Raw genomic sequence first — 24,304 nt, forward strand, 5'->3', positions numbered from 1 at the left:
GTCAGCGTCCTCCGTGCTTCTTGTGTACTGCCTGCCTGCTGACGCCGAGTTCGGCGCCGATCTCCGCCCAGGACCAGCCCTGGGCACGGGCGCTGCGGACCTGCAGCGCTTCCAGTTGTTCGAGGAGGCGGCGCAGGGCCGCCACCGCCCGGAGGCCGGTGCGCGGATCGCGTCCGCCGGCGGCCTCCGCCAGTGTCGTCGCTTCGGTCATGATGTCAATGTACGTTGACAGTCGGCCCGCGTCAACCAAAGTTGACGCTCTCCCGCTACGACATACCAGCGAGTATGTTGATCGGGAGCGCCACCGGCGGGACCGACCACACCACGAGGAGCAGCGATGCGGGCAGTGCAGATCACCGAGTTCGGCGGACCCGAGGTACTTCGGACGGTGGAGCTGGACGACCCGGTCCCGCAGCCCGGCCAACTGCTGATCGACGTCTCCGCCATCGGGGTCAACTACGCCGACACCCACGCGGTCGAGGACTCCTACCTCTCCCGCAGCTCGCTGCCGATGGTGCCAGGCGGCGAGGTCGCCGGGCGGACCGCCGACGGCCGCCGGGTGGTGGCGCTGACCGCCACCGGCGGCTACGCGGAACGCGCCGTGGCCTGGGCGAACATGGCGGTCGACCTCCCCGACGCGGTGTCCGACGGCGCGGCGCTGGCGCTGGTGGTGCAGGGCCTCACCGCCTGGAACCTGCTGCGGACCTCGGCCCGGATGGCCCCCGGCGAGTCGGTGGTGGTGCACGCGGCGGCCGGCGGCACCGGCTCGCTGGCGGTACAGCTGGCGAAGCGCTTCGGCGCGGGACGGGTGATCGCCACCGCGTCCACCGAGGAGAAGCGGAAGCTGGCGCTGGAGCTGGGCGCGGACGTCGCGGTCGAGGCCGACGGCGAGGGCCTGAAGGAGCGGCTGATCGAGGCGAACAACGGCGCCAAGGTCGACGTGGTGCTGGAGATGACCGGCGGCCCGGTCTTCGACGCCTCGCTGGCGGCACTGGCGCCGTTCGGGCGGCTGGTGGCCTACGGCATGGCCTCCCGGGTCACTCCGAGCCCGATCGCGGCGGCGAGCCTGATGTCCCACTCGCGGGCCGTCGTCGGCTTCTGGCTGATGCACTGCCTGGGCCGCCCGGAGCTGCACGCGGAGCCGATGGCGGAGCTGCTGGCGCTGGTCGCGGCGGGCGAGCTGAAGCCGCTGCTGGGCGAGGCCTACCCGCTGTCGGAGGCCGCCCGCGCCCACGAGGACCTGCGCGCCCGGCGCACCTCGGGCAAGCTGGTGCTCGACCCCAGCCGGTAACAGCTCGGCCGAGTCGCCGGTCCTCCCTGTGCAAACGGAATCTGACGCGACATCATCTCCCTGTGGCCCCTTCGGGGCCAGGCTGGGAGGCACCATGTCCAAACGCACCCGCAAGCGCAGCTGGCGCCGACGCAAGGCCAACCACGGGAGGCGCCCCAACTGCCGCTGAGGCATCGGGGTCGCCGTCCGGCCGCTCGGCCGGACGCACCGCCGGGGCGCTCGGCCCGACCGGGGGCAGGGTCGGGGCCGCGCTCGGAACCGAGTGCGGAACGAGGTGCGGAGCCGCGGTCGGACGGACCGTCGGCACCGGCTCGCCGTCCGGCCGCGAGGCCGGACGGACGGTCGCCGACAGCCGGTCGGCCGTGGTCACCGCGTACACCCGGCCGGGGAGCAGCGTCAGCCGGTAGCGGCCGTGCTGCTCCCGCAGGTCGGCCCCGCGCACCAGCGCGCCGAGCCGCCCGTGCCGGAACGGGTGTCCCGACCAGACGTGGACCGGCCCCCCGGGCAGGCCGCCGGTCACGGTGAGCGTCAGGGTCTGCTTGCCGCGCGCGTGCAGGGTCTCGACCACGGTGCTCCAGCCGGCCTTGCCCGGGGCGAGGTAACTGGCGTAGCTGCCGTTGCGCCGGTTCCCGCCGAGGTAGCCGCCGCCCGAGCCGATGGAGCGCCACCCCGGCAGGGCGAACTGTCCCGGCCGGGCCGCCGGGAGGTCCGCCTGGAGGTCCTGGGCGGCCGGCAGCACCTGGCTGAACGCCGCCGGCCTGGCATCGCCGTTCAGCGTGACGGCGGTGCTGACCCGGTGCGGCGACGCCTCGTAGGCCATGGCCACGCCGACCACCAGGGTGGACACGGCGACCAGCGAGGCGATCACCGGCAGCGGCTGGACGGCGGGGCGTGTCATGCAGGACGGTCCTTCTGCGCTCGCAGATGCACCCGCTCCCGGCGGATGGGCAGCGGAGGACCACCGTAGCGCGCGGTGGTCCCCGCCCCGGGCCTTGGCGGACCGCCGCCGGTCCGTGTCGGCCCGTCAGCCGAGCAGCGCGTACCCCGGCAGGGTGAGGAAGTCGACGAACTCCTCGGCGAGGGCGACCTCCTCGAAGAGCGCCGCGGCCTGCTCCCAGCGGCCGGCGGCGTACGCCTGCTCGCCCAGTTCCAGGCGCAGCGCCGCGAGTTCGGCCGCCAGCAGGTCCCGGACCAGGTCGGGGGTGACTTTCGCACCGGCGCCTTGACCCTCGCCCGCGAGCACCACGCCGTTGTGGATCCACTGCCAGATCTGCGAGCGGGAGATCTCGGCGGTGGCGGCGTCCTCCATCATGTTGAAGATGGCGACCGCGCCCAGCCCGCGCAGCCACGCCTCCAGGTAGCGGACGCCCACCTGGACCGCGTTGTGCAGCCCCTCGGCGGTGCAGGAGCCGCCCGCCCCGGCGATGTCGAGCAGTTCGGCGGCGGTGGCGGCGGGGGCCTGCGGCACCGCCTGCTTCTGGTGCGGGCGGTCGCCGAGCACGTCGTCGAAGACACCGCGGCAGACCGGGACCAGGTCGGGGTGGGCCACCCAGGAGCCGTCGAAGCCGTCCCCGGCCTCGCGCCGCTTGTCGGCGTCGACCTTCTCCAGCGCGGCGGCGTTGACCGCCGGGTCGCGCCGGGAGGGGATGAACGCGGCCATGCCGCCGATGGCGTGGGCGCCGCGCCGGTGGCAGGTGCGGACCAGGAGTTGGGCGTAGGCGCGCATGAACGGCGAGGTCATGCCCACGGAGTTGCGGTCGGGCAGGACGAAGCGCTCGCCCGCGTCGCGGAAGTTCTTGACGATGGAGAAGAGGTAGTCCCAGCGTCCGGCGTTGAGGCCGGCCGCGTGCTCGCGCAGCTCGTAGAGGATCTCGTCCATCTCGAAGGCGGCGGTGACCGTCTCGATCAGCACGGTCGCGCGGACGGTGCCGTGCGGGATGCCGAGTTCGGCCTGGGCGTGGGTGAAGACCTCGTTCCAGAGCCGGGCCTCCAGGTGGCTCTCGGTCTTGGCGAGGTAGAAGTAGGGGCCGGAGTTGGGGTCCTCCGCGCCGCGCGCCACCAGCCGGGCGGCGTTGTGGAAGAAGTAGAGGCCGAAGTCGGTGAGCGAGCCCGACACCGGCTCGCCGTCGACCAGCAGGTGGGCCTCGTCCAGGTGCCAGCCGCGCGGGCGGACCACGACGGTGGCGAGCTCGGCGTCCGGGCGCAGCGTGTAGGCCTTGCCCTCGGGGGTGGTGAAGTCGATCCGGCGCTCCAGCGCGTCGATCAGGTTGAGCTGCCCCTCGACCAGGTTCTGCCAGGTGGGGGCGGTGGCGTCCTCGAAGTCGGCCAGCCAGACCCGGGCGCCGGAGTTGAGGGCGTTGACGGTCATCCGGCGGTCGGTGGGGCCGGTGATCTCGACCCGGCGGTCCTGGAGGGCGCGCGGGGCCTCGGCGACCTGCCAGTCGCCGGCCCGGACGGCGGCGGTCCCGGGCAGGAAGTCGAGGGTGCCGGTGGCGGCGATCTCGGCGCGGCGCTGCCGGCGCAGCGCCAGCAGCTCCCGGCGGCGCGGCTCGAAGCGGCGGTGCAGCCCGGCGAGGAAGGCCAGTGCCTCCGGGGTCAGCACCTCCGCGCCCCGGGCGACCTCGGGGCCGACCACGCGGGCGGGTCCGGCGCCGGGCTCGACGGCGGATTCCCGACGTTCCCTGGGTTCCTGTGGTTCCTGTGGTCCGGCCATGGTCCTAAGCTCCTTGCACGGCGAGCGCGGCAACGTACGGGGACGGGGACGACAGTCGATCGATTCCGTCGTCGGGACCACCGTACTTCTGTAAGGTGGAGGCTAGTTTCCGCCATGCAGAAATTCAACACTTTGTTGATGTTGCTCATGCCCGATCCTGCCCTGCTCACCCTGGAAGGCCGTCCCGTGGTCGCATCATCTGCCTCGCTCGACGCCCCGGCGGCCGACCGCTCCGGGGGCGTGCAGTCCGTCGAGCGCGCCTTCCAGCTGCTGGAGGTACTGGCCGACTCGGGCGGCGTCAGCACGCTGAGCGACCTGGCCACCGCCTCCGGACTGCCGATGCCGACCATCCACCGGCTGATCCGCACCCTGGTCCAGCAGGGCTACGTCCGCCAGGACACCGCCCGCCGCTACACCCTCGGACCCCGGCTGATCCGCCTCGGCGAGACCGCCGGACGGCTGCTCGGCAGCTGGGCCCGCCCCTACCTGGCGGAGCTGATGGAGGCCACCGGCGAGACCGCCAACCTGGCCGTGCTGGAGGCCGGCGAGGTCGTGTACGTCGGGCAGGTGCCCTCCCGGCACTCCATGCGGATGTTCACCGAGGTCGGCCGCCGGGTCCAGCCGCACTGCACCGCCGTCGGCAAGGTGCTGCTCGCCCAGCTGCCGCGCCCCGAGGCGGCGGGGGTGCTCGGCCCCGGGCCGCTGACCGCCCACACCGTCCACACCGTGGTCCGGCCCGAGCAGCTGCTCGCCCAGTTCGACGACGTCAAGGGCGCCGGCTACGCGGTCGACGACCAGGAGCAGGAGATCGGCGTCCGCTGCATCGCGGTGGTCGTCCCCGGCGCGCCGACGCCCACCGCCCTGTCCGTCTCCGGCCCGGAGGCCCGGATCCGGCTGCTGGAGGCACAGCAGGCGCACGGCGGGCTGATCCCCCGGATGCAGGAGATCGCCACCCGCCTCGGCCACGCCCTCGCCGCCAGCGGCTGAGGCAGCCCGACCCTGCCGCCCTCGGGCTCTGCTGCCCTGGAGTTCTGCCGCCTTCAGGCCCTGCTGCTCCAGGCCGCCCACGCCTCCGGCGTGTCGATGTCGTCGGGGACCGCCACATCGCCGCACTCGACCAGCTCCAGCGTGTCCGCATGGGCGCGCAGCAGCGCCCGCGCGCCCGCGTCACCGACCGCTCCGGCCGCCGCCTCCGCCCAGTGGCGTGCGCCGATCAGCACCGGATGCCCCCGCACGCCCGCGTAGGCCGCCGCCGCCAGCTCCGCGCCGGCCGCGTGCGCGGCCAGCAGCCGGGCCACCGCGGCGGGGCCGACGCCGGGCGTGTCCACCAGCGCGACCAGCGCCGCCGTGGCACCGGGGGCCTCGGCGGGCAGCGCCGCCAGCGCGGTCCGCAGCGAGGAGCCCATGCCGGTGGCCCAGTCGGGATTGCGCAGCACGGTGCAGCCGTCCAGCACCGCCCCGGCGGCCACCTGCTCCGCCCCGGCGCCGAGCACCACCACGATCCGGCGGCAGCCGCCCTCCCGCAGCACCGCGACGGCGTGCTCGACCAACGGGCGGCCGCGGTGGCGCAGCAGCGCCTTCGGCCCCAGGCCGAGACGGCGGCCCGCCCCGGCGGCCAGCAGCACGGCAACGGGTTCTCCACGAACAGGGTCTCCGGTCTCCATCGGGCCAGTCTGACCGGACCGCGTCCCCGTCCGCATCGTAGGAAGGCACAAGTCCCTGGACCGTTACCATCTGCCCAAGGGACTCCCCGAATCGACGCCCATCGGGGACGATGGGAGAGCGTGCTCCCTCAGCCGATCGGACGGTACGTCATGCCCCCCACACCGCAGCCGGAGAATCCCGGACAGGCAGCCGCGGTGAAGCCAGTGCGCTGCCCCTCCTGCCGACGCGAGCACGCCTACCAGCCGCCGCTCTTCCCCTGCGCCTGCGGGGCGCAGCTGAAGGTGCCGCTGCTGAGCGGGGGGATCCCGGTGCAGGTGCGGTTCCGGTCCTGGGCGGACTCCTGGCTGAACATGCGCTGCCCCTCCTGCGGGCGCTCGGACGAGTGGCCCCAGCCCGAGTTCACCTGCGACTGCGGCGCAGTCGTGCGGCTGCCGGTGGACACCGCGCGCCACCCGGTGCCGCTGGCGGTACCGCCGCCGCTGACCACGGTGCACCCGGTCCAGGCGGTGCCGCCGATCACGCCGACCGCACCGGTCCGGCCGGCGGCCCCGGCCCGACCCGTGGGCCGCCCGCCGTTCGTCCCGCACCCGGTCCGCACCGGGGACGACGCCGTCCTGGCCGCCGCCCGGTTCCTGGAGTGGCTGGGTCACGGCTCACTGGAGGTCTCCGACTCGCAGGACCGCGAGGGGGTCTGCCTGCTCGGTCCCCGGATCGTGGCGCAGGTCGACACCTGGACCGAGCCGGCCGACCTGCGCGCGGTCGAGTGCCTGTGGCTGAACACCCTGCACGCGGACGAGCTCCAGCCGGTGATGTTCACCCTGGCCGGCTACAACCAGGAGGCCCGCAACCGCGCCGACCAGCTGCTGGTCGCCCTGTTCGAGCTCGACCTGGCCGGAACCCCGCAGCCGGTCAACTCCACCGCCCGCGAGTTCCTCCGGGCCAACGGCGGCGGCTGAACCACCGAGCACGATATGACGATGCGTCAGTTCACGGACGATCCCAACCGGTTCTGTCCGTGATCTGGCGCGGCTCCCCGGGTGCGTGTTGGAATTCCGTCACCACCGGCCAGCAGCACGGAGGGGAGCCGTCCTTGTCGGACCAGCTGAGGGCGTCGGACCAGCGGAGGCCACGGAACGACGGAGCGGCGCCGGGGCCAACCCCCGACCCCGACCCGGAGCCCGGCCCGGAACAGCGATCGCCGGACGAGGCCACCGTCTGGCTGCTCCGCTCACGCGGCTGCTGGGCGGTCGCGGCGGTGCTGCTGGAGCCCTCCGCCGAGCACTCCCCCGGCAGCGCGCTGCTCCGCGCCGAGCTGCTGATCGAGGGGGCCTTCTTCCGCGGGCGGGGCTGGAGCACCGCCGAGAACGCGCTCCGGCTGGCCGAGGCCCATGCCGGCACCGCCGAGGAGCGCTCCGCCGCCGCCTGCGCCCGCGGCTACCTCGCCTACTGCGCCACCCTGCTCCAGGTCCACGACCGGCTGGACGAGGCGCAGGCCGCGCTCGGCCGAGCCTCCGCGCTGCTGCCGCCGAACGCCCCGGGCCGCCCGCTGCTGGACTTCCGGCGCGGCCTGGTCGCCGAGAACCTGCTCAAGGACCCCGCCTCGGCCCGGACCGCGCTCCGCCGCGCCCACGCCGGGGCCGAGCAGCTCCAGGACGACCTGCTGCTCTCCTACACCTGGCGGCACCTGGCGTTCATCGCCCAGCAGGACGGCAACCTCGCCGGGGCCCGGCACGGCTTCGCCGAGTCGCTGCGGCTGCGCGAGCTGACCGGCTTCTCGGTCGGCATCGCCCCCGCTCTGACCGCGCTGGCCGAGGTCTCCACCCGCGCCGACGCCGCCCTCCTCCGCGCCCAGGCCGCCCGGCTCACCGATGCCTTCGGCCAGGTCCCGGTCCCCCTGGCCGGCTGACCGGCCGACCCGCGCCTACCCGGCGCGGCAGTCGCCCGGCCGGGCGTAGGCGGTGACCACCAGGCCGCGCACCTCGGCCCGGGCGCAGACCTGGAAGTCGGCGCCGAGCACGGCCAGCTTCTCCCGGTCCTGGGCGGTGCCCTCGGGGACGCCCTTCCCCGCGGTGCGGACGGTGACCACCCGGGTGACCGCCAGCAGCCGGGCACGGATCCCGTCGGGCGGCAGCTCGATCCCGCCCAGGGTGTCCGAGGCGGCCACGTTCCCGCTCAGGGCCAGGTCGATCCGGCCCGCGTAGTCCGCCGGGAAGGCCAGCTCGGACTGGCGCCGGGCGGAGGGCAGGAACAGCACGCCGTCGCCGGGGGCGGACATCCGCCCGACCGCGCGGGCCGCCGCCGCCAGGTCGTCCGGTCGGGACTGCGGGGTGCGCAGCCCGGTCTCCACCGGCAGCAGGAGCAGCAGCGCCAGCGGCACCACCAGCAGCACCCGCCACCCGGCCCGGCGGCCGAGCCGGTCCAGCGCGGCGCCGATCAGCAGCGCCAGCCCGGCGTACTCGAAGACCACATAGCGGTCCAGGTAGACCGGGTGGACCACGGAGACCAGCAGCAGCACCGTCTGCGGCAGCACCAGCAGCGGCAGCGCGAAGGCCCGCTGCCCGGGGCCCGCCACCAGCGCGCAGAGGGCGCCGACCAGCATCGTCCCGAGCGCGAACAGCACGGTGCCGGTGCCGGGCGCGGTGATCCAGGCGACCTGCGCGGCCTCGGACTCGCTCAGCAGCGCCAACGGCAGCAGCCCGGCCAGCACCCCGGCACAGGCCGCCAGCCAGCCGAGCCGCACCCGGCGCGACTGCCGGGCCAGCACCAGCGTCAGCCCCTGCCCGAGCACGGCCAGCACCGCGAACTCGTGCAGCACACACGTCGTCAGCGCGGCCAGGGCATAGCCCGACCAGCGCGACACGGTCGGCCGCTCGGCCGCCCGGAGCAGCAGCAGGCCGCTGCCGACCACCCCGGCGCAGACCATCCCGTAGGAGCGGCCCTCCTGGGCGTACTCCTGGACCGCCGGGAAGACGCAGAAGGCCAGCCCGGCGGCCAGTCCGGCGCGGGATCCCGACAGCCGCCGGCCGATCAGCGCGACCCCGGCCGCCGCCGCGGTCATCCCCAGCACCGACGGCAGCCGCAGGGTGGCCAACCCGCCGTCGTGGAGCGTGAACAGCAGGTGCAACAGCAGGTAGTACAGCCCGTGCACGGCGTCGATGTGCTGGGTGAGCTGCCAGATCTGCCCGGTGCTGCGCCGGGCTACCTCAAGGCTGACCGCCTCGTCGCCCCAGATGCTGTCCTGCCGCCGCAGCCCCCACAGCCCCAGCGCCAGTGCCAGCAGCGCTGGCGGCAGCACCACCGCGAGCGTGGCCTGCCTCGCCGCCCGCACCCCCGATGCCGGAACCGGAACCGGAGCCGGTCCGGCGCTGCGGATACGGACGGTGGGGATGGCCATGCTGGTTCCTCTGCGGCTCGGGGAGGGGACGGTGGGCGGGTCGGGCGGCGCTACTCGAAGCGCAGCCCGGAGGGACGGGTGATCCGCAGCAGCGCCGGCAGGCTGAGCGCGGTCACCAGCAGCACCGCGACCGCACCCATGCCGGCCGTGGCCAGCACCGTGCCCCAGGCGAAGGCCTGCGGCAGCTGGGCCAGGTGCAGCAGCACCGCGCCGAGCGCGAGCCCGCCGGCCGAGGCCAGCAGCAGCCCGAGCACCACCGGCAGCGCCGTCTGCCACAGCACCGACAGCGCGAGCGTGCTCCGCCGGGTGCCGAAGGCCGACAGCACCGCCAGCACCCTTCGCCGCTCCTGCAGTTGCTCCAGCTGTCCGACCAGCAGGCTGAGGCCGATCAGCAGCAGCGTCACCATCGCCCCGATCACCAGCCCCCGGGTGACCACCGAGAAGTTGTGGTTGGTGGTCGGGTCCGCCGGGAAGTCGGGCGAGGCCGAGGGCTCGGTCAACGCCACCGTGGTGCGCAGCTGGTCCGCGGCGTCCGGGCGGCTCTGGTCCAGGCCGACGTAGAAGACGGTTCCCTGGCCGTTCACCACCGAGGCCGGGAGCGCTCCGGGGGTGACCAGCAGCAGTGCGGTTCCCATCATTTGCGACATCGGGTCGGACCGCTCCTGGACCGCTGTCAGCACCGCGGGCAGCCGGAAGTTCGGTCCGGGGGTGGAGTCGTCCCCGTACTCGCTGTGCACCTGCTGTCCCGCGCCGACGCCCTCGGCCAGGCCGATGGAGCTGTTGGCGGTCGCGAGGAAGGCGTCGCCGTCGACGCAGTGCGGGAGCACCGCGAAGTGCTCCAGGACGGCGCAGTCGGCGATCCGCAGCGGGGAGGTGTCACCGTTCGGATCGGACGGCGCCGTCAGCCAGTAGTTCTGGTAGCCGATGACGGCGCTGACGGCCGGGCTGGTGCGCAGCCGCTGCAGGTCCTGGGCGGTGTCGGCGGCCCGGCCCGGGAACTCGACGGTGGCCTGGTACTGCCCGACGGCCGGGGCCTGGCCCCGGGCGCCCTGGGCGAGGAAGGCGTCGCTCTGGGCCTGGGAGACGTCGAAGCTGGTGGAGACCCCGCTGAAGAGCACCTGGAGCGCGATCGCCCCGGCCACCGCGACCACGATGCCGCTCACCGCCCAGGACGCCGAGCCGGTGCCCAGCTGCAGCCGGCGCACCGCCAACTGCTGGGACAGGCTGCCGCTCGGCAGGACCCGGGTCACCCCCTGCACCACCCAGGGCAGCAGCGCCGCGATACCGCAGAGCAGCAGCACCATGCCGATCGAGGTCAGCGCCATGCCCTTGGTCTGCTCGATGCCGTCCGGCTGGCGCAGCGCGTAGTAGAGCACCACCAGACCGATGGCCGGCAGCGGCGCCCGCCACCAGATCCGGCGGCGGGACCCGCCGGCCCGGCGGACCACGCCCAGCGGGTCGAGCACCACCCGGCGCAGCCCGGCCAGGGTGGCGAACACCGCCAGCAGCGGCACCACGACCGCGATCAGTGCGGCGATGGCCGGCTGCGGCTGGATGTCCTGGGGGAAGAAGCTGACCCCCTCGACCGTGACCAGCTGCGCGAGTTGACGCGCCAGCAGGAAGAAGCCGGCCCCGACGGCCAGGCCCAGCAGCGATCCGGCCAGCGACTCGCCGGCGGCGGTCCGCACCGTCATCGCCCGGTCCGCGCCGGAGAGCCGCAGCGCGGCCAGTCGGCGGTCGCGCTGCTCGCCGCCGAAGCGGGCGGCGGTGGCGAGGATCACCGCGACCGGCGCCATCATCACCACGAAGCCGACCAGGCTGAGCAGGATCAGCACCGGTGAGAGCGGCTGCCCCTGGAAGTACTGCCCGTAGTGGTCGATCCGGACCGCGCCCTGGGCGAAGGTCACCTGGTCGGAGCCGAGGATGTAGGACAGCTGCGACGGGCCGAGCAGCCCGGCCTGGCCGATGGTGCCGACCACCGGATAGGGCAGGCGCTGCCGCAGCAGCTCGCTGCCGGAGGCGTTCAGCAGGTCCCGGAGCGCGGGGGAGACGACCATCTGTCCCGGCGCGGGATAGTGGGCCACGCCCGGCGGAAGGGGTGCTGCCGAGCCCTCCGGCTGCACGATCCGGCCGCGGACCTGTGCTCCTTTGAAGACGGTGTTCGCGTCCTCGATCAGCACGGTGGCATTGGTGCGCGGTGCCTTGGCCGATCCGTAGAAGCTGTCCTCCTGGCTGTAGATCCGGGCGTCGTGGGCATGGTCCATCGACGGGACGGAGGAGACCAGCAGCAGCACGGCGACGCCGAGGCCGACCGCGAGGGCGGTGAGCGTCACCCGGATCCGGGCGTCCCGGCCGCCGGTGAAGGCGAGTCGGAGGCCGATGGCGTACTGCGCCAGCCTCGGGAAGCGGACCTGGTCGGACGGGTTGGGGGCGGTCATATGGAGGCCCCCGTGAGGTCGCGGGTGCGACCGTCGCGGACCACGATCTCGCGGTCGGCGTAGGCGGCGACCCGGGGTTCGTGGGTGACCAGGACCACGGCTGCGCCGGTGTCCCGGGCGGCGGCGGCCAGCAGCTTCATCACCTTCTCCCCGTTCAGCGAGTCGAGCGCGCCGGTGGGTTCGTCGGCGAAGACCACGGCCGGCCGGGTGACCAGCGCCCGGGCCACGCCGACGCGTTGGCCCTGGCCGCCGGAGATCTCCCCGGGCCGCTTGGCGGCGAGCTCGGCGACCTCCAGCCGCTCCAGCCACTCACGGGCGTGCTCCTCGGCCGCCCGGCGGCGCATCCCGTTCAGCCGCAGCGGCAGCGCGGTGTTCTCCAGGCAGCTCAGCTCCGGGACCAGCTGCCCGAACTGGAACAGGAAGCCGAAGTCGCTGCGGCGCAGCGCGCTGAGCCGGGAGTCGGACGCGCTGCCGAGGTCCTCGCCCCGGTAGCGGATCGAGCCCGCTTCGGGGCGCTGGATGCCGGCCAGGCAGTGCAGCAGGGTGGACTTGCCGGAGCCGGAGGGGCCCATGACGGCGAGGAGTTCACCGGCCGCGATGCTGGCCGAGGCGCCGGCCAGGGCCGGGGTCGGGCCGAAGGACTTGTGCACGTCCACCGCTTCCAGCAGCGGTGCGGCCTCGGTCGGTTGGGCGTTCATCGGCGGACCTCCGTGGCGAGTTCGTCGAGCCGCGCGGCGGTGAGCTCCAGCCAGCGCAGATCGGCTTCGAGGTGGAACAGGGCGTGGTCGCAGATCAGCTGGTCGCTGAGGTCGCCCTCGGTCTTGCGGCGGGTCAGCTCCCGCATCAGCCTGAGGTGTTCACCGCGCTGGGTGTCCAGGATGTCGGCGGCGGGGCGGCCGGTGAGCAGTGCGAGCACGACCTTGGTGTAGAGGGTGCTCTGCAGATAGGGCTCGGGGCTCTCCGCGCGGCCCAGCCAGGCCTCGACGTCGGTCACGCCGGCCGTGGTGATCGCGTAGCGCTTGCGGTCGGGGCCTTCTCCGGATTCGACCGAATCCACCTCGACCAGACCGTTTTTGAGCAGCCGTGACAGGGTCGCGTACACCTGTCCGTAGTGCAGCGCGCGGCCGTGACCAAATTGTTCATCGTAGGCGCGTTTGATGTCGTAACCGTGGCGTGGGTGGTGTTCCAGCAGGCCAAGGAAGGTATGACCGAGTGACATGGGGCAACTATACACACCATGTATACCCGGGGTGCATACACCCTTCCCGGTGGATCCCGCCCCAAAAGCCCCGTCCGCCGCACTGAGTTGAGCCAGTATGGTGGTCGCCTCGGCGACTGCCGGGGGTGGCACTCACTGGCGGTACATCAGGCGGGGCGGTTTCATGAGACTTTCCGACATAACGCTGGGCTGGGGCATCACCGCGATCGCGGTCGTCCTCGCTGTCGCCGGTGTGGCGACCCTGCTGCGTTCACGCGGGACGGCGGCGCGGGACAGCACCGACTCCTGGGAGCGCAGTGAGGAGCGCCGCCGCAAGAAGGAGGCCCTCTACGGCAGCGCCTCCTATGTGCTGCTCTTCGCGTGCGCCTCGGTCGCTGCGGCCCTCTCCTTCCACGGCCTGGTCGGCTTCGGCGAGGAGAACCTCGACCTGGGCGGCGGCTGGCAGTACCTGGTGCCGTTCGGCCTCGACGGCGCGGCCATGTTCTGCTCGGTGCTCGCCGTGCGCGAGGCCAGCCACGGCGACGCCGCCCTCGGATCGCGCCTGCTGGTCTGGCTGTTCGCCGCCGCGTCGGCCTGGTTCAACTGGGTGCACGCCCCGCGCGGCATCGACCACAACGGTGCGCCGCAGTTCTTCGCCGGCATGTCCCTCTCGGCCGCCGTCCTCTTCGACCGGGCGCTGAAGCAGACCCGTCGGGCCGCGCTGCGCGAGCAGGGCCTGGTGCCCCGCCCGCTGCCGCAGATCCGGATCGTCCGCTGGCTGCGCGCCCCCCGCGAGACCTTCGCGGCCTGGTCGCTGATGCTGCTGGAGAACGTCCGCACCCTGGACGAGGCCGTGGACGAGGTGCGCGACGAGAAGCGGCAGCGGATGATAGACCGCGACCGCGCCCGCCGCGACTCCCGCCACGAGCGCGCCGAACTGCGAGCGCTCAGCAGCGGCAACCGCACCTGGTCCAAGGGGCGCGAGGCCCGTCGGGCCGAACTCCCGGCCGTGCCGCACCCGGCCCAGGCCGCGGGCGTCGAACGCGAGTCCGTCCCCGCCGCACCGGCCGCCAAGCCGGCCCCGGCGCCGGAGCCCGTCATAGCCCGGAGCTACGACCGGACCTTCGACCTCACGGCCGAGGACGACACGCTGACCCTGCCCCGGCTCGACTCGCTGGAGCAGAAGCTCAAGGACCTGGAGCAGCTGTACGGCTGAGCGGCCGTGAGCCGCCCGCGACCGCCCCGCCGTGGACCCCGTCGGATCACTGATCCGGCGGGGTCCACGCCAGTTCGAACCACATCCGCTTGCCGCTGCCCAGCGGGTCCACGCCCCAGGCGTCGGCCAGCGCCTCCACCAGCATCAGCCCGCGCCCCGAGGACGCCTGCTCGCCCGGCGTCCGGCGCTTGGGCCAGAGGTCGGACTCGTCGTCGACCTCCACCCGCAGCCGGGCCCGCCCGCGCGGCCCGTCCGGTCCCTCGTCCGGGCACTCCCGGAACAGCCGGGCCGTCAGCAGCGCGTCCCGGTCGGTGTGCACCAGCGCATTGGTGACCAGCTCGGACGTCAGCAGCTCGACCGTGTCGGCCAGTTCGCCGACGCCCCAGCGCCGCACCGCGTCCCTGAGCTCGCCGCGGACCTCGGAGATCCGGGCCAGGTCGGCCTGCGGGACCCGGCGGCGCAGCTGCTGCGGACGGCTGGTGGCGCTGCCGTCCCAGCGGAGCAGCAGCAGGGCGATGTCGTCGTCCCGCTCGTTGCTGTCGGCGGCGGTGGCCTCGATCCGTTCGGCCAGGTCCTCCAGTGCGCCCGGCCCGTCCGGCTGCGGCCCGGCGATGGCCGTGCGGATCCGCTCCATGCCCTCGTCGAGGTCGACCGTACGGGTCTCGACCAGGCCGTCGGTGCAGAGCAGCAGCATCTCGCCGGGGTCGAGGGTGAACCGGGTGACCGGGTAGGTGCCCTCCGGGTCGATGCCCAGGGGCAGGCCCCCGGCGACGGGCTGGACGGCGCTGCTGCCGTCGGCCCGGCGGACCAGCGGGTCGAGGTGGCCGGCCCGGACCGCGTAGACCGCGCCGTAGTCGACGTTGACCTCGGCGTAGAGGCAGGTCGCGAAGTGGCCGGTGTCGAGGTCGGCGAGGAAGCGCGAGGCCCTGGCCATCACCGCGGCCGGCGGGTGCCCCTCGGCGGCGTAGGCCCGCAGCGCGATCCGCAGCTGCCCCATCACCCCGGCGGCGGTGACGTCGTGGCCCTGGACGTCGCCGATGACCACGCCGATGTGGCCGCCGGGCAGCGGGACCACGTCGTACCAGTCCCCGCCTATCTGCAGCCCGGTCCCGGCCGGGAGGTAGCGGACGGCGGTGGTGAAGCCCGGCAGCGGCGGTATCCGGCGCGGCAGCAGCACCCGCTGGAGGCCCGCGGCGAGCTCGTGCTCGGCGTCGTGCAGCCGGGCGCGGGCGAGGGACTGGGCGACGATGCCGCCCAGCGTCCCGAGCAGGGTCCGGTCCTCCAGGTCGAGTTCCCGTTCCCCGTCGTAGCTGATCACGCAGACCCCGAGCGCCCGTCCGCTGGCCACCAGCGGCAGGAAGACCCAGGCCTTGCGGTTGGTCAGCTCGGCCATGGGCCAGGCCGCCGGATAGCGGTCGGAGTACTCGTCGGGGCTGCCGACGAAGACCGGGGTGCGGGTGCGCAGCGCGATCGCGCCGGGGTGGTCGGCGTCGAGCGGGATGTGGTCCGGAGCCTTGGAGTCGCCGGTGTAGCCGCTGGAGTGCTGGATCTGGATCCGGCCGTTCTCCAGCACCGCCAGGATGAGCCCGTCCGGGGGTATGCCCGGCATCGGCAGCTCGGTGAAGACCCGGGCGACGTCGCGGACGCTGACGGCCTCCGACAGCGCGCGGGCGGTCTCCTTGATGAACTGGGCCCGCTCGTCGCGCAGGGCCGCGATCCGGTCGGCGCGGGTGCGCTTGTGCAGCTCGGCGGTGGCGTCCCAGACGAAGCCGACCAGGTGTCCCGGCAGTCCGCGCTCGTCGGCCAGCACCCGGGCGCGGAACCGCACCGCGTGCATCTCGCCGCTGGGGAAGACCGTGCGGTAGTACGCCCCGCACTGCCCCAGCTCGGCGACCGCGCGCCGGACCCGGCGGCTGACCACCGGCGCGTCCTCGGGGTGCAGCAGGTCCAGGAAGGCCTGCGAGGGGAAACCCTTCTCGGCCAGGTCGTCCATGCCGATGATCCGGCAGGCCCGGCTGTCGCCGACGATGCGGTCGTGCCGGATGTCCCAGTCGAAGGTGCCGATGCCGTTGGCCGCCATGGCTGGTTCGAGCCAGTCCGCCGGGCCCGCGCCCGGCCGCGGAATCTCCGGGGCCGACCGGGGCGGATGGGGTACCGACGCCATGCTTCTCCCGCCGCTCTCTACTGTTCCGGGGCTGGTACACAGAGTGACTGCCCGCATCCACATCCGGCTATCCGGACTTCATCCTGTCGGACGAAAAGGCTCACGGCAATGGCGGCCCGGCGTCTCCGGAGCCCGGCAGTCCGTTCCCGCGCCACCGCCGCCCCACCATTCCCTCACGACTGCCCCGCTCCCGCCTCACCACTGCCCCACCGCTGCGCCACTCCCGCCCCATCACCGTAAGGACAAGGACGGATCACGGAACCATCTCGGCGGCCCGCTCGTCAGTACCTGTCGAAGACGTCGAGCGACGTCCGAAGGGGTGGATTGACGATGAAGGTACTGATCACAGGTGGCGCCGGGTTCATCGGCAGCACGGTGGCCTCCGCCTGCCTCGACCAGGGCGTCACCCCGGTCGTGCTGGACAACCTGGTGACCGGCCGCCGTGAGTTCACCGAGGGCCGAATCTTCTACGAGGGCGACATAGCCGACGGCGAACTGGTGGACCGGATCTTCGCCGAGCACCCGGACATCTCCGCCGCCATCCACTGCGCCGCGCTGATCATCGTGCCCGACTCGGTCTCCGAGCCGCTCCGCTACTACCGCGAGAACGTGGCGAAGACCGTCAGCCTGCTGGAGCACCTGCAGCGCAACGGCTGCGAACGGCTGCTGTTCAGCTCCTCCGCGTCGATCTACACGCCCGGCGAGGACTTCGCCGTGGACGAGTCCTCCGAGCTGGACGCGCTCAGCCCCTACGCCCGCACCAAGCTGCTGATGGAGCTGGTCTTCAAGGACACCGCCGAGGCCACCCCGCTGCGGGTGCTCTCGCTGCGCTACTTCAACCCGATCGGCGCCGACCCGCAGCTGCGCACCGGACTGCAGACGCCGATGCCCTCGCACGCCCTGGGCAAGATCATCGAAGCCCGGCGCAGCAGCGCCCCCTTCCGGGTGACCGGGACCGACTGGCCCACCCGCGACGGCAGCGGCATCCGCGACTACGTCCACGTCTGGGACCTCGCCCGGGCCCACGTCGCCGCTCTGGAGCACTTCGACGAGGCGCTGCCGGTCGGCGGACCCTCCTCCTACGAGGTGGTCAACCTCGGCACCGGACACGGCACCACCGTGCGCGAGCTGGTGGCCGCGTTCGAACAGGTCACCGGCGCCCCACTGGCCACGACCGACGCGGCCCCGCGCCCCGGGGACTGCGCGGGCGCGTTCACCCGCAGCGACAAGGCCGCGCGGCTGCTGGGCTGGCGGCCGGAGTTCAGCCTCGAACAGGGCATCGCCGACACCCTCGCCTGGTTCTCCCGCCGGGAGTCGGTGCTCATCGCATCCTGAGGCCGTCCGCAGAGCTCTGCGGCTCCCCCGAACACGTCCGCCCGCGCCCCGTCCCGGCGCGGGCGGACGTCTGTCTGCCCGCAGGCCGGCCGCCTGCCCTCCTGCGGCCCTGTCGACGCCTCCGACGCTGGACATCGCCGTCCCGGCGGGGTTCAATGCTGGCAGACGTTTGAATGCCGTTCAAAACTCTCAGGGCGAGGCGCCGTGCGACTGACACCGACCGAGCGGGACCGGCTGCTGATCTTCACAGCGGCCGAGTTGGCGCGTTCCCGACGCGCCCGGGGCCTGCGCCTCAACGTGCCCGAAGCGACCGCGCTGATCGCGGACACCGTCTGCGAGGCCGCCCGTGACGGCCGCCGGCTCGCGGAGGCGATCGAGGCGGGCCGCAGCCTGCTCACCGCCGAGGACGTGCTCCCGGGCGTCCCGGACGTGGTCACCACGCTCCAGGTGGAGGCGGTGTTCGACGACGGGACACGACTCTGCGTGATCGACGACCCGTTCCGAGGCGCGGGTTCGCTGGGCGCGGAGGCCCCCGGCGCGGCGCTGCCGGGCGACGGCGCGGGCTACGAGCCGCGGGTCGCGCCGGTACGGCTGCCGGTGTGCAACACCTCGGCCGTGCCGATCACGGTGACCTCGCACTTCCACTTCTTCGAGGCCAACCCGCGGCTGGGCTTCGACCGCTCCGCCGCGTACGGGATGCGGCTGGCCGTCCCGGCCGGCTCCAGCGTGCGCTTCGACCCGGGCGCCACCGTCGAGGTCGGGCTGCTGCCGATCGGCGGCGCGCGGATCGCCATCGGCTTCGCCGGACTGGTCGACGGCCCACTGGACGCCCCCGGCGCCCGCGAGGCCGCCCTCACCAAGGCCGTGGCCACCGGCTACCTCACCGAGTACCCGGCTCAGGACCGGCCGACCCAGAACGACCAGCAGACCCACAACCACCCGACGGAGGACGAGGCATGACCGCCGGCCGCTTCGAAGCCCGGGGCTGCCACGGCCGTCCCGGCATGCCCGCACCGAGCAGCGCCATCGATCCGCATGACTACATCGCGGTGCACGGTCCGCGGGCGGGGGACCGGGTCAGGCTCGGGGACTCCGGACTGATCGTCCGTGTCGAGTCCGACTCCCAACACCCCGGCGACGAGTTCCTGGCCGGATTCGGCAAGACCGCCCGCGACGGACTCCACCTCAAAGCCGCCGCCGTCCGCGACACCTGCGACCTCGTCATCTCCAACGTCCTACTCATCGACGCCGTCCAAGGCATCCGCAAAACCAGCATCGGCATCCGCGAAGGCCGCATCACCGCCATCGGCCGCGCCGGCAACCCCGACACCCTCGACAACATCGACATCACCGTCGGCACCGGCACCACCATCGTCTCCGGCGAAGGACTCATCGCCACCGCCGGCGCCATCGACACCCACGTCCACCTCCTCTCCCCCCGCATCATGGAAGCCTCCCTCGCCTCCGGCACCACCACCATCATCGGCCAGGAATTCGGACCCGTCTGGGGCGTCGGCGTCAACTCCCCCTGGGCCCTGCGCCACGCCTTCAACGCCTTCGACGCCTGGCCCGTCAACATCGGCTTCCTCGCCCGCGGCTCCTCCAGCAACCCCGCACCCCTCACCGAAGCCCTCACCGAAGGCGGCGCCTGCGGCTTCAAAGTCCACGAAGACATGGGCGCCCACACCCGCGCCCTCGACACCGCCCTCCGCGTCGCCGACGACCACGACGTCCAAGTCGCCCTCCACACCGACGGCCTCAACGAATGCCTCTCCGTCGAAGACACCCTCGCCGTCCTGGCCGGACGCACCATCCACGCCTACCACATCGAAGGCTGCGGCGGCGGACACGTCCCCAACGTCCTCAAAATGGCCGGCGTCCCCAACATCATCGCCTCCAGCACCAACCCCACCCTCCCCTACGGCCGCGACGCCCTCGGCGAAGGCTTCGGCATGATCGTCTCCGCCCACGACCTCAAAACCGACCTCCCCGGCGACGCCGCCATGGCCCACGACCGCATCCGCGCCGGCACCATGGGCGCCGAAGACATCCTCCACGACCTCGGCATCATCGGCATCACCAGCAGCGACGCCCAAGGCATGGGCCGCGCCGGAGAAACCGTCCGCCGCACCCTCGCCATGGCCGGCAAAATGAAACACGAACTCGGCCCCCTCGACGGCACCGACTCCTACGGCGACACCAACAGCGGCGACGACAACGAACGCGTCCTGCGCTACATCGCCAAACTCACCATCAACCCCGCCATCGCCCACGGCCTCGCCCACGAAATCGGCTCCATCGAACCCGGCAAACTCGCCGACATCGTCCTGTGGCGCACCGACCACTTCGGCGCCAAACCCCAAATGGTCCTCAAAGCCGGCTTCCCCGCCTTCGGCGTCACCGGCGACCCCAACGCCTCCACCGACCGCTGCGAACCCCTCGTCCTCGGACCCCTCTTCGGCGCCCACGGCTCCACCCCCGCCGACATCTCCGTCGCCTTCGTCGCCCAAGCCGCCATCGACAACGGAGACCACCTCCCCACCCGCCGCCGCCGCGTCCCCGTCAAACACACCCGCGACATCGGCCCCCGCAACATGCACCGCAACCACCGCCTCGGCACCATCGACGTCCACCCCACCACCGGACTCGTCACCCTCGACGGCGAACCCCTCCAATCCCACCCCGCCGACACCGTCACCCTCAACCGCCTCTACTTCCTCTGACACCGCCGTCCCCGGCTCCGTCGTCCCCGCGAAGGATCGATCACCTCATGACCGCTGCGCCCACCACCCCCGCCGAGCTCGGCTTCGCGATGCCTGCCGAGTGGCAGCCGCACGACCGGACCTGGATGGCCTTCCCCACCTCGAACGAGACCTTCGCCGCCGACGAGCTGCACGCCGCCCGCCAGGCCTGGGCGGCCGTGGCCAACACCATCGTCCGCTACGAGCCGGTCACCCTGGTCGTCAACACCGGCGAGACCGAGGACGCCCGCGGCTACCTCTCCCCCGAGGTCGAGATCGTCGAACGGCCGCTGGACGACGCCTGGATGCGCGACATCGGCCCGACCTTCCTGACCGACGGCAAGGGCGGCCTCGCCGCCGCCGACTGGATCTTCAACGGCTGGGGCGCCCAGGAGTGGGCCAGTTGGGAGCACGACCAGCACATCGCCGAGGAGGTCGTCGCCCTGGCCGACGTCCGCCGCTTCGCCTCCCGACTGATCAACGAGGGCGGCGGCATCCACGTCGACGGCGAGGGCACGGTGCTGCTCACCGAGACCGTGCAGCTCGGCGAGGGCCGCAACGCGGACTGGACCAAGGAGCAGGTCGAGGCCGAGATCCACGCCCACCTCGGCACCACGAAGGCGATCTGGGTGCCGCGCGGCCTGACCCGCGACTACCAGCGCTTCGGCACCCGCGGCCACATCGACATCGTCGCGGCCTTCCTCAAGCCGGGCACCGTCGCCGTCCACACCCAGCCCGACCCGGCCCACCCCGACCACGAGGTGACCAAGGAGATCGCCGCGCTGCTCCGCGCCTCCACCGACGCCGGCGGCCGACAGCTGGAGGTCGTCGAACTCCTGGCCCCGACCGTCCTGTTCGAGGAGGACGGCGAGCCCGTCGACTACTCCTACATCAACCACTACCTGTGCAACGGCGCGGTGGTCCTCTGCGCCTTCGACGACGAGCGCGACCAGCAGGCGGCGGAGGTCTTCGCCCAGTACTTCCCCGACCGCAAGGTCGAACTCGTCGACGCCCGCGAGATCTTCGCCAACGGCGGCGGCATCCACTGCATCACCCAGCAGCAGCCCAGGGCCTAGCAAGCTGGCAGCTCACGGGCTTGACCTGCATTGATGATCCAGTTTGCCTAGTACAAGCTGCCGGTTCCTGACCCGGTCGCTGGTGCCGCGCTGGACCTGCCGGAACTGCACGCCATGGGACTCGGTGGCCGCCTACAGGGCGACGGGCACGGTGACCAGGCCGAACATCAACGCACCGGTCCAGATGGGTCGGGCCACAGTCGCCTCCCTGCCGCAGGTCACACCAGCATGCGACAGGCGCGGCAAGATCACACCTGGGCGGCGATCCGGCCCGTCGCCGTCTCCCAGTCCGCCCGGATCGCTTTCAGGTCGCTGTTGAACTTCGGGTCGCTGCGCCTGGTCGCCATGACGCCGTACAGCTTTACGGCTGTACCGTCCCTGCGCTCGACCTGGGCAATGTGGACGATGCCCTTGTCCTGGGCGTCGACGACCGTCAGGAGGGCGACATCGTGCCAGCGTACGGTGCGCCGGATGACGGTGGACCAGGTGTGGATGCCCTTGCTGTCCGTGCTGGTCCAGCCGAAGTAGCCGCCGAAGAAGAAGAACGCGTAGGGAATCGCAGCGGCGAACGAAAACGCGGTGGCGCTGAGCACGAAACCGACGGTGGGGTGCCGGAAGGAGAGGGCTATTCCGGCCGTGAGGGCAGCGGGGACCAGACGGGAGATGGCCCGCCAGCCCATGCGGCGCACCTCGCGGGGGGCCCGGTAGCGGGTGGTGGTCACCGGCAGAGCATAGGGGCCGGTGCGACCCGCGAACAGGGCGCATGATCACCTGGCCGTCCTACGCCGCGGCGGGTTCCCCATCGTCCTGCACGTCCCGCCGCCGCGCCCCGTCCCGCACTGCGACGGCCGCGAGGTAGGCGTCGACGAGCTGGTTGTACTCGGCGCGCTGCTTTGCCGTGGCCGGCGAGCGTTCGGGCAGTCCCAGCAGGTACGCCCGGATTGCCGCATTGGCGCGGTCGACAGCGCACTGCGGGTCCGGGGCGGAGCGGGCTGGGGGCATTGATCCATTGTCGCAGGACGGGGGCGACTGGGCGGACCGCTACTCGACGGCGGGGCGACTCTTGCCCTCCGGTCGGCCGTCTGACGCCTCCCGTGCCCGCGTCCTCGGCCTGCCGCGAGACACAGGCAGCGCGGCTGATCTGGACGGCGGTACTCCCGGACTTCCGGCAGTGCTCCGGCTGCTTCGGGGACTCTAGCCGCAAGATCGCGGGTGCCAACGACAACCAGCTGATCCGGCTCAGCCCCGGGAGAGTCGGTAAGGCCCCAGGTAGTAGGAGAGCGCCGTCAGCGACGGCCCGTCGGCGACCTCGCCGTGCGCGATCAGCTTGACCACCTCGGCTTCGGGGATCCATTCGACGCGCTCGGCCTCGCTCCGGTCTGCCGGCGGCCCGATGTACTCGCAGCCGGTTACGTGGAAGCTGCGGAAGTGCATGGTCGAGATGCCCGCCAGGGCGTCGTATTCGACCATCGGCTGGACGCTCCCGGGGCGCCACCCTGTCTCCTCTTCGACCTCACGGCAGATCGCGTCGGCCGGTTCCTCACCCGGGTCCGCCCAGCCCGCAGGTACTTCCCAGCCCCAGGTGTCGGTGATGAAGCGGTGCCGCCAGAGGAGCAGGAAGCGGCCGTGATCATCCGTGACTACTGCTGTCGTCGACGGTCGGGGCATCGTCAGGACGTGGTGTTCAATGTGCCCAACGCCGGGGATCTCGACGTCGTGCAGCCATACGTTGACGTAGTCGCTGCCGTAGACGAGGCGGCGCCCGTGGCTGATCCACTGCATCTCAGGGGTCCCTTCGCGTGTTGTCTCAGCCATGCGGCTCTCTCATCCGTTCCGTCAGGGCGGCGACAGGCGCGGCCTGCTGCCAGGGGCGCAGTGCGTGCCCCAGCGCTGTCGCCCGGTTCCGGGCGGCCTGCACGCTGTTGCTGGCTGAGAGGTCCAGGGCAGCGTGAGCCAGGTGGCATCCCTCGTCGAGTTCACCCTGCCTGATGCGGCACTCGGCCAGGTCGAACGTGAGGATGGCCCGACCCTTGGTGTCTGCGGCGTCGCGCCGGTCCAGGGCGGTGCGGAGCATGTCCGCTGCCGGATCGTAGTAGCCGAGCAGGAAGTGTATGGTTCCGGCGATCCCGTCGAGCCGGGGGACCGTGAAGAAGTCGAGGCCAGTGATGTCCTCGTCGGCGCGGTCGAGGTGGGCAGCCGAGCGCTCAAGCGCGGAGAGGGCCGCAGGCCGGTTCCCGGCCGCGGCGTGCGCCTTGGCGAGGTTGGCGGTGACCCACGCCCGGCGCCGCTGCGGTGCCGCGCCACCGAGGGCGTCGGCGCGTTGGAGGAGCTCGATTGCTTTCTCCGTCTTGTCGTTCACCGACAGGGTGATGCTCTGCATGGTCAGGAGCCACGCCGTCAGGCCGTCGTGGTCGGCCTCGTTCGCGGCGACGTGGCCCATGTGGAATAAGGCACTCGACTGCAGGGGGTCGCCGGTGTCCGTGTAGGCGAGACCCATGAGCCCGGACAGGACGGCAAGGAGTTCGACGCACCGGCGCCGGGCAGTGACTGCTTGGGGATGGTCCAGGAGCTGGTGGACCTTGGCGAGTTGCCGGGTCATGGTGGGCAGCAGTTGTCCAGTGCCGGACGAGGGATAGCGTGCGGCGGCCCCGATGACGGCGGCTTCGAGGTGCAGCAGCACTTCGTTGCTCACGGTGGAGCGCGTGAGGGTGTCCAGAATCTCCCAGGCCTCGGTGCTCAGAGTGCGCTCGGGTACTTCTTCCCAGGGCTGGTCGACTTCCCAGGTTCGGCGTGCGAGGCCGAGGAGGTGCCCAGGGATGCGCAGGCCATCTGCCACGCGCTCGATGACCTGCATGTTCGACATGACCCGCTGGGTGCTCATGTGCTCGGAGACGCGACTGGTGGTCAGTCCGGTGAGGCGGGCGATGCGAGCGGGGAAGAATCCGGCGTGGAGCTTCGCGAGGCGGAACACGGCGCCGATGTCCCGCCGGGTGCAGGCGGACAAGAAGTCGGGGTGGGCCAATAGTTGGGGCGGCAGTCCCGGCGTCTCGGTGTCGGTCATGCTGCGTACTCC

22 protein-coding genes are annotated in these 24,304 nt (G+C 72.7%); 9 read left to right on the forward strand and 13 right to left on the reverse strand.

Annotation, left to right across the window (positions count from 1 at the left end):
* Position 1 precedes the first annotated feature (1 nt).
* Complete coding sequence (locus BS75_RS08225; protein WP_034087743.1) at positions 2–211, reverse strand: hypothetical protein; 210 nt, start codon at positions 209–211, stop codon at positions 2–4.
* A 126-nt stretch (positions 212–337) separates the two neighbouring features.
* Here BS75_RS08225 and BS75_RS08230 point away from each other — a divergent pair, with 126 nt between their 5' ends.
* A complete protein-coding gene (locus BS75_RS08230; protein WP_034087744.1) occupies positions 338–1,291 on the forward strand; it encodes a quinone oxidoreductase family protein in 954 nt (317 codons plus the stop codon).
* Positions 1,292–1,343: 52 nt separating this feature from the next.
* Here BS75_RS08230 and BS75_RS08235 read toward each other — a convergent pair whose 3' ends face one another.
* Both BS75_RS08235 and aceB read right to left on the reverse strand, forming a co-directional pair.
* On the reverse strand, positions 1,344–2,189 hold the full coding sequence (locus BS75_RS08235) for a hypothetical protein (RefSeq protein ID WP_034087745.1): 846 nt from the start codon (positions 2,187–2,189) through the stop codon (positions 1,344–1,346).
* Between the two features lie 126 nt (positions 2,190–2,315).
* Complete coding sequence (gene aceB / locus BS75_RS08240) at positions 2,316–4,004, reverse strand: malate synthase A (protein WP_081982184.1); 1,689 nt, start codon at positions 4,002–4,004, stop codon at positions 2,316–2,318.
* A 147-nt stretch (positions 4,005–4,151) separates the two neighbouring features.
* Here aceB and BS75_RS08245 point away from each other — a divergent pair, with 147 nt between their 5' ends.
* The gene (locus BS75_RS08245; protein ID WP_042440233.1) at positions 4,152–4,991 is read left to right on the forward strand and encodes an IclR family transcriptional regulator; all 840 of its coding nucleotides are present in this window, start codon (positions 4,152–4,154) and stop codon (positions 4,989–4,991) included.
* Positions 4,992–5,044: 53 nt separating this feature from the next.
* Here the strand turns inward: BS75_RS08245 and BS75_RS08250 are convergent, their stop codons facing one another.
* The gene (locus tag BS75_RS08250; protein WP_042440231.1) at positions 5,045–5,668 is read right to left on the reverse strand and encodes a nucleotidyltransferase family protein; all 624 of its coding nucleotides are present in this window, start codon (positions 5,666–5,668) and stop codon (positions 5,045–5,047) included.
* A gap of 195 nt (positions 5,669–5,863) precedes the next feature.
* Here BS75_RS08250 and BS75_RS08255 point away from each other — a divergent pair, with 195 nt between their 5' ends.
* Both BS75_RS08255 and BS75_RS08260 read left to right on the forward strand, forming a co-directional pair.
* Positions 5,864–6,625 carry a hypothetical protein gene (locus tag BS75_RS08255; protein WP_034087746.1) on the forward strand — a complete coding sequence of 254 codons (762 nt, stop codon included), beginning with the start codon at positions 5,864–5,866 and terminating at the stop codon, positions 6,623–6,625.
* 134 nt (positions 6,626–6,759) lie between these two features.
* The gene (locus tag BS75_RS08260; protein ID WP_408022522.1) at positions 6,760–7,575 is read left to right on the forward strand and encodes a hypothetical protein; all 816 of its coding nucleotides are present in this window, start codon (positions 6,760–6,762) and stop codon (positions 7,573–7,575) included.
* A gap of 15 nt (positions 7,576–7,590) precedes the next feature.
* Here BS75_RS08260 and BS75_RS08265 read toward each other — a convergent pair whose 3' ends face one another.
* Genes BS75_RS08265 through BS75_RS08280 form a run of 4 tightly spaced genes read right to left on the reverse strand, consistent with a single transcriptional unit; the run spans position 7,591 to position 12,720 of the window.
* Entirely contained in the window at positions 7,591–9,063 is a 1,473-nt protein-coding gene (locus BS75_RS08265) for a glycosyltransferase family 39 protein (protein WP_034087747.1), read from the reverse strand.
* A gap of 50 nt (positions 9,064–9,113) precedes the next feature.
* Positions 9,114–11,501 (reverse strand): FtsX-like permease family protein, encoded by a 2,388-nt coding sequence (locus tag BS75_RS08270; protein WP_042440226.1) that lies wholly within the window; start codon positions 11,499–11,501, stop codon positions 9,114–9,116.
* Positions 11,498–12,199, reverse strand: a complete 702-nt coding sequence (locus BS75_RS08275) for an ABC transporter ATP-binding protein (RefSeq protein ID WP_034087748.1) — start codon at positions 12,197–12,199, stop codon at positions 11,498–11,500. Before BS75_RS08275 ends, BS75_RS08270 begins: the two co-directional genes overlap by 4 nt.
* Positions 12,196–12,720 (reverse strand): PadR family transcriptional regulator, encoded by a 525-nt coding sequence (locus BS75_RS08280; protein WP_034087749.1) that lies wholly within the window; start codon positions 12,718–12,720, stop codon positions 12,196–12,198. Before BS75_RS08280 ends, BS75_RS08275 begins: the two co-directional genes overlap by 4 nt.
* A gap of 163 nt (positions 12,721–12,883) precedes the next feature.
* Here BS75_RS08280 and BS75_RS08285 point away from each other — a divergent pair, with 163 nt between their 5' ends.
* Positions 12,884–13,915, forward strand: coding sequence for a DUF2637 domain-containing protein (locus BS75_RS08285; RefSeq protein ID WP_034092631.1), 1,032 nt, complete (start codon positions 12,884–12,886; stop codon positions 13,913–13,915).
* A 46-nt stretch (positions 13,916–13,961) separates the two neighbouring features.
* Here the strand turns inward: BS75_RS08285 and BS75_RS08290 are convergent, their stop codons facing one another.
* Positions 13,962–16,079 (reverse strand): ATP-binding SpoIIE family protein phosphatase, encoded by a 2,118-nt coding sequence (locus BS75_RS08290; protein ID WP_160312314.1) that lies wholly within the window; start codon positions 16,077–16,079, stop codon positions 13,962–13,964.
* A 330-nt stretch (positions 16,080–16,409) separates the two neighbouring features.
* Here BS75_RS08290 and galE point away from each other — a divergent pair, with 330 nt between their 5' ends.
* From galE to BS75_RS08310, 4 genes are all read left to right on the forward strand, one after another.
* Entirely contained in the window at positions 16,410–17,414 is a 1,005-nt protein-coding gene (gene galE / locus BS75_RS08295; protein ID WP_034087750.1) for a UDP-glucose 4-epimerase GalE, read from the forward strand.
* A 204-nt stretch (positions 17,415–17,618) separates the two neighbouring features.
* Entirely contained in the window at positions 17,619–18,374 is a 756-nt protein-coding gene (locus BS75_RS08300; protein ID WP_042440222.1) for an urease subunit gamma, read from the forward strand.
* 44 nt (positions 18,375–18,418) lie between these two features.
* Positions 18,419–20,137: an urease subunit alpha gene (locus BS75_RS08305; protein WP_034092634.1), complete on the forward strand. Its 1,719-nt coding sequence runs from the start codon at positions 18,419–18,421 to the stop codon at positions 20,135–20,137.
* Between the two features lie 47 nt (positions 20,138–20,184).
* Positions 20,185–21,231, forward strand: coding sequence for an agmatine deiminase family protein (locus BS75_RS08310; RefSeq protein WP_034087751.1), 1,047 nt, complete (start codon positions 20,185–20,187; stop codon positions 21,229–21,231).
* Between the two features lie 248 nt (positions 21,232–21,479).
* Here the strand turns inward: BS75_RS08310 and BS75_RS08315 are convergent, their stop codons facing one another.
* The 4 genes from BS75_RS08315 to BS75_RS08330 all read right to left on the reverse strand — a co-directional run bounded on the left by BS75_RS08315 (position 21,480) and on the right by BS75_RS08330 (position 24,292).
* The gene (locus tag BS75_RS08315) at positions 21,480–21,953 is read right to left on the reverse strand and encodes a hypothetical protein (RefSeq protein WP_152645810.1); all 474 of its coding nucleotides are present in this window, start codon (positions 21,951–21,953) and stop codon (positions 21,480–21,482) included.
* A 58-nt stretch (positions 21,954–22,011) separates the two neighbouring features.
* Positions 22,012–22,233: a hypothetical protein gene (locus BS75_RS08320; RefSeq protein WP_034087753.1), complete on the reverse strand. Its 222-nt coding sequence runs from the start codon at positions 22,231–22,233 to the stop codon at positions 22,012–22,014.
* A gap of 237 nt (positions 22,234–22,470) precedes the next feature.
* Positions 22,471–23,046 carry an NUDIX hydrolase gene (locus tag BS75_RS08325; protein ID WP_197091915.1) on the reverse strand — a complete coding sequence of 192 codons (576 nt, stop codon included), beginning with the start codon at positions 23,044–23,046 and terminating at the stop codon, positions 22,471–22,473.
* Positions 23,039–24,292 (reverse strand): hypothetical protein, encoded by a 1,254-nt coding sequence (locus BS75_RS08330; protein WP_034087754.1) that lies wholly within the window; start codon positions 24,290–24,292, stop codon positions 23,039–23,041. Before BS75_RS08330 ends, BS75_RS08325 begins: the two co-directional genes overlap by 8 nt.
* Positions 24,293–24,304 lie beyond the last annotated feature (12 nt).

This window comes from Streptacidiphilus albus JL83, from assembly GCF_000744705.1.
In the GTDB taxonomy this organism is placed as follows: domain Bacteria; phylum Actinomycetota; class Actinomycetes; order Streptomycetales; family Streptomycetaceae; genus Streptacidiphilus; species Streptacidiphilus albus.

Bases quoted from the DNA above. Each gene is read 5' to 3' on its own strand.
- BS75_RS08250 (WP_042440231.1), bottom strand. From the start codon at position 5,668: ATGGAGACCGGAGACCCTGTTCGTGGAGAACCCGTTGCCGTGCTGCTG.
- BS75_RS08265 (WP_034087747.1), bottom strand. From the start codon at position 9,063: ATGGCCATCCCCACCGTCCGTATCCGCAGCGCCGGACCGGCTCCGGTT.
- BS75_RS08270 (WP_042440226.1), bottom strand. From the start codon at position 11,501: ATGACCGCCCCCAACCCGTCCGACCAGGTCCGCTTCCCGAGGCTGGCG.
- BS75_RS08330 (WP_034087754.1), bottom strand. From the start codon at position 24,292: ATGACCGACACCGAGACGCCGGGACTGCCGCCCCAACTATTGGCCCAC.
- BS75_RS08225 (WP_034087743.1), bottom strand. From the start codon at position 211: ATGACCGAAGCGACGACACTGGCGGAGGCCGCCGGCGGACGCGATCCG.
- BS75_RS08305 (WP_034092634.1), top strand. From the start codon at position 18,419: ATGCCCGCACCGAGCAGCGCCATCGATCCGCATGACTACATCGCGGTG.
- BS75_RS08310 (WP_034087751.1), top strand. From the start codon at position 20,185: ATGACCGCTGCGCCCACCACCCCCGCCGAGCTCGGCTTCGCGATGCCT.
- BS75_RS08280 (WP_034087749.1), bottom strand. From the start codon at position 12,720: ATGTCACTCGGTCATACCTTCCTTGGCCTGCTGGAACACCACCCACGC.
- BS75_RS08245 (WP_042440233.1), top strand. From the start codon at position 4,152: ATGCCCGATCCTGCCCTGCTCACCCTGGAAGGCCGTCCCGTGGTCGCA.
- BS75_RS08285 (WP_034092631.1), top strand. From the start codon at position 12,884: ATGAGACTTTCCGACATAACGCTGGGCTGGGGCATCACCGCGATCGCG.
- aceB (WP_081982184.1), bottom strand. From the start codon at position 4,004: ATGGCCGGACCACAGGAACCACAGGAACCCAGGGAACGTCGGGAATCC.
- galE (WP_034087750.1), top strand. From the start codon at position 16,410: ATGAAGGTACTGATCACAGGTGGCGCCGGGTTCATCGGCAGCACGGTG.
- BS75_RS08290 (WP_160312314.1), bottom strand. From the start codon at position 16,079: ATGGCGTCGGTACCCCATCCGCCCCGGTCGGCCCCGGAGATTCCGCGG.
- BS75_RS08325 (WP_197091915.1), bottom strand. From the start codon at position 23,046: ATGGCTGAGACAACACGCGAAGGGACCCCTGAGATGCAGTGGATCAGC.
- BS75_RS08235 (WP_034087745.1), bottom strand. From the start codon at position 2,189: ATGACACGCCCCGCCGTCCAGCCGCTGCCGGTGATCGCCTCGCTGGTC.
- BS75_RS08230 (WP_034087744.1), top strand. From the start codon at position 338: ATGCGGGCAGTGCAGATCACCGAGTTCGGCGGACCCGAGGTACTTCGG.
- BS75_RS08320 (WP_034087753.1), bottom strand. From the start codon at position 22,233: ATGCCCCCAGCCCGCTCCGCCCCGGACCCGCAGTGCGCTGTCGACCGC.
- BS75_RS08275 (WP_034087748.1), bottom strand. From the start codon at position 12,199: ATGAACGCCCAACCGACCGAGGCCGCACCGCTGCTGGAAGCGGTGGAC.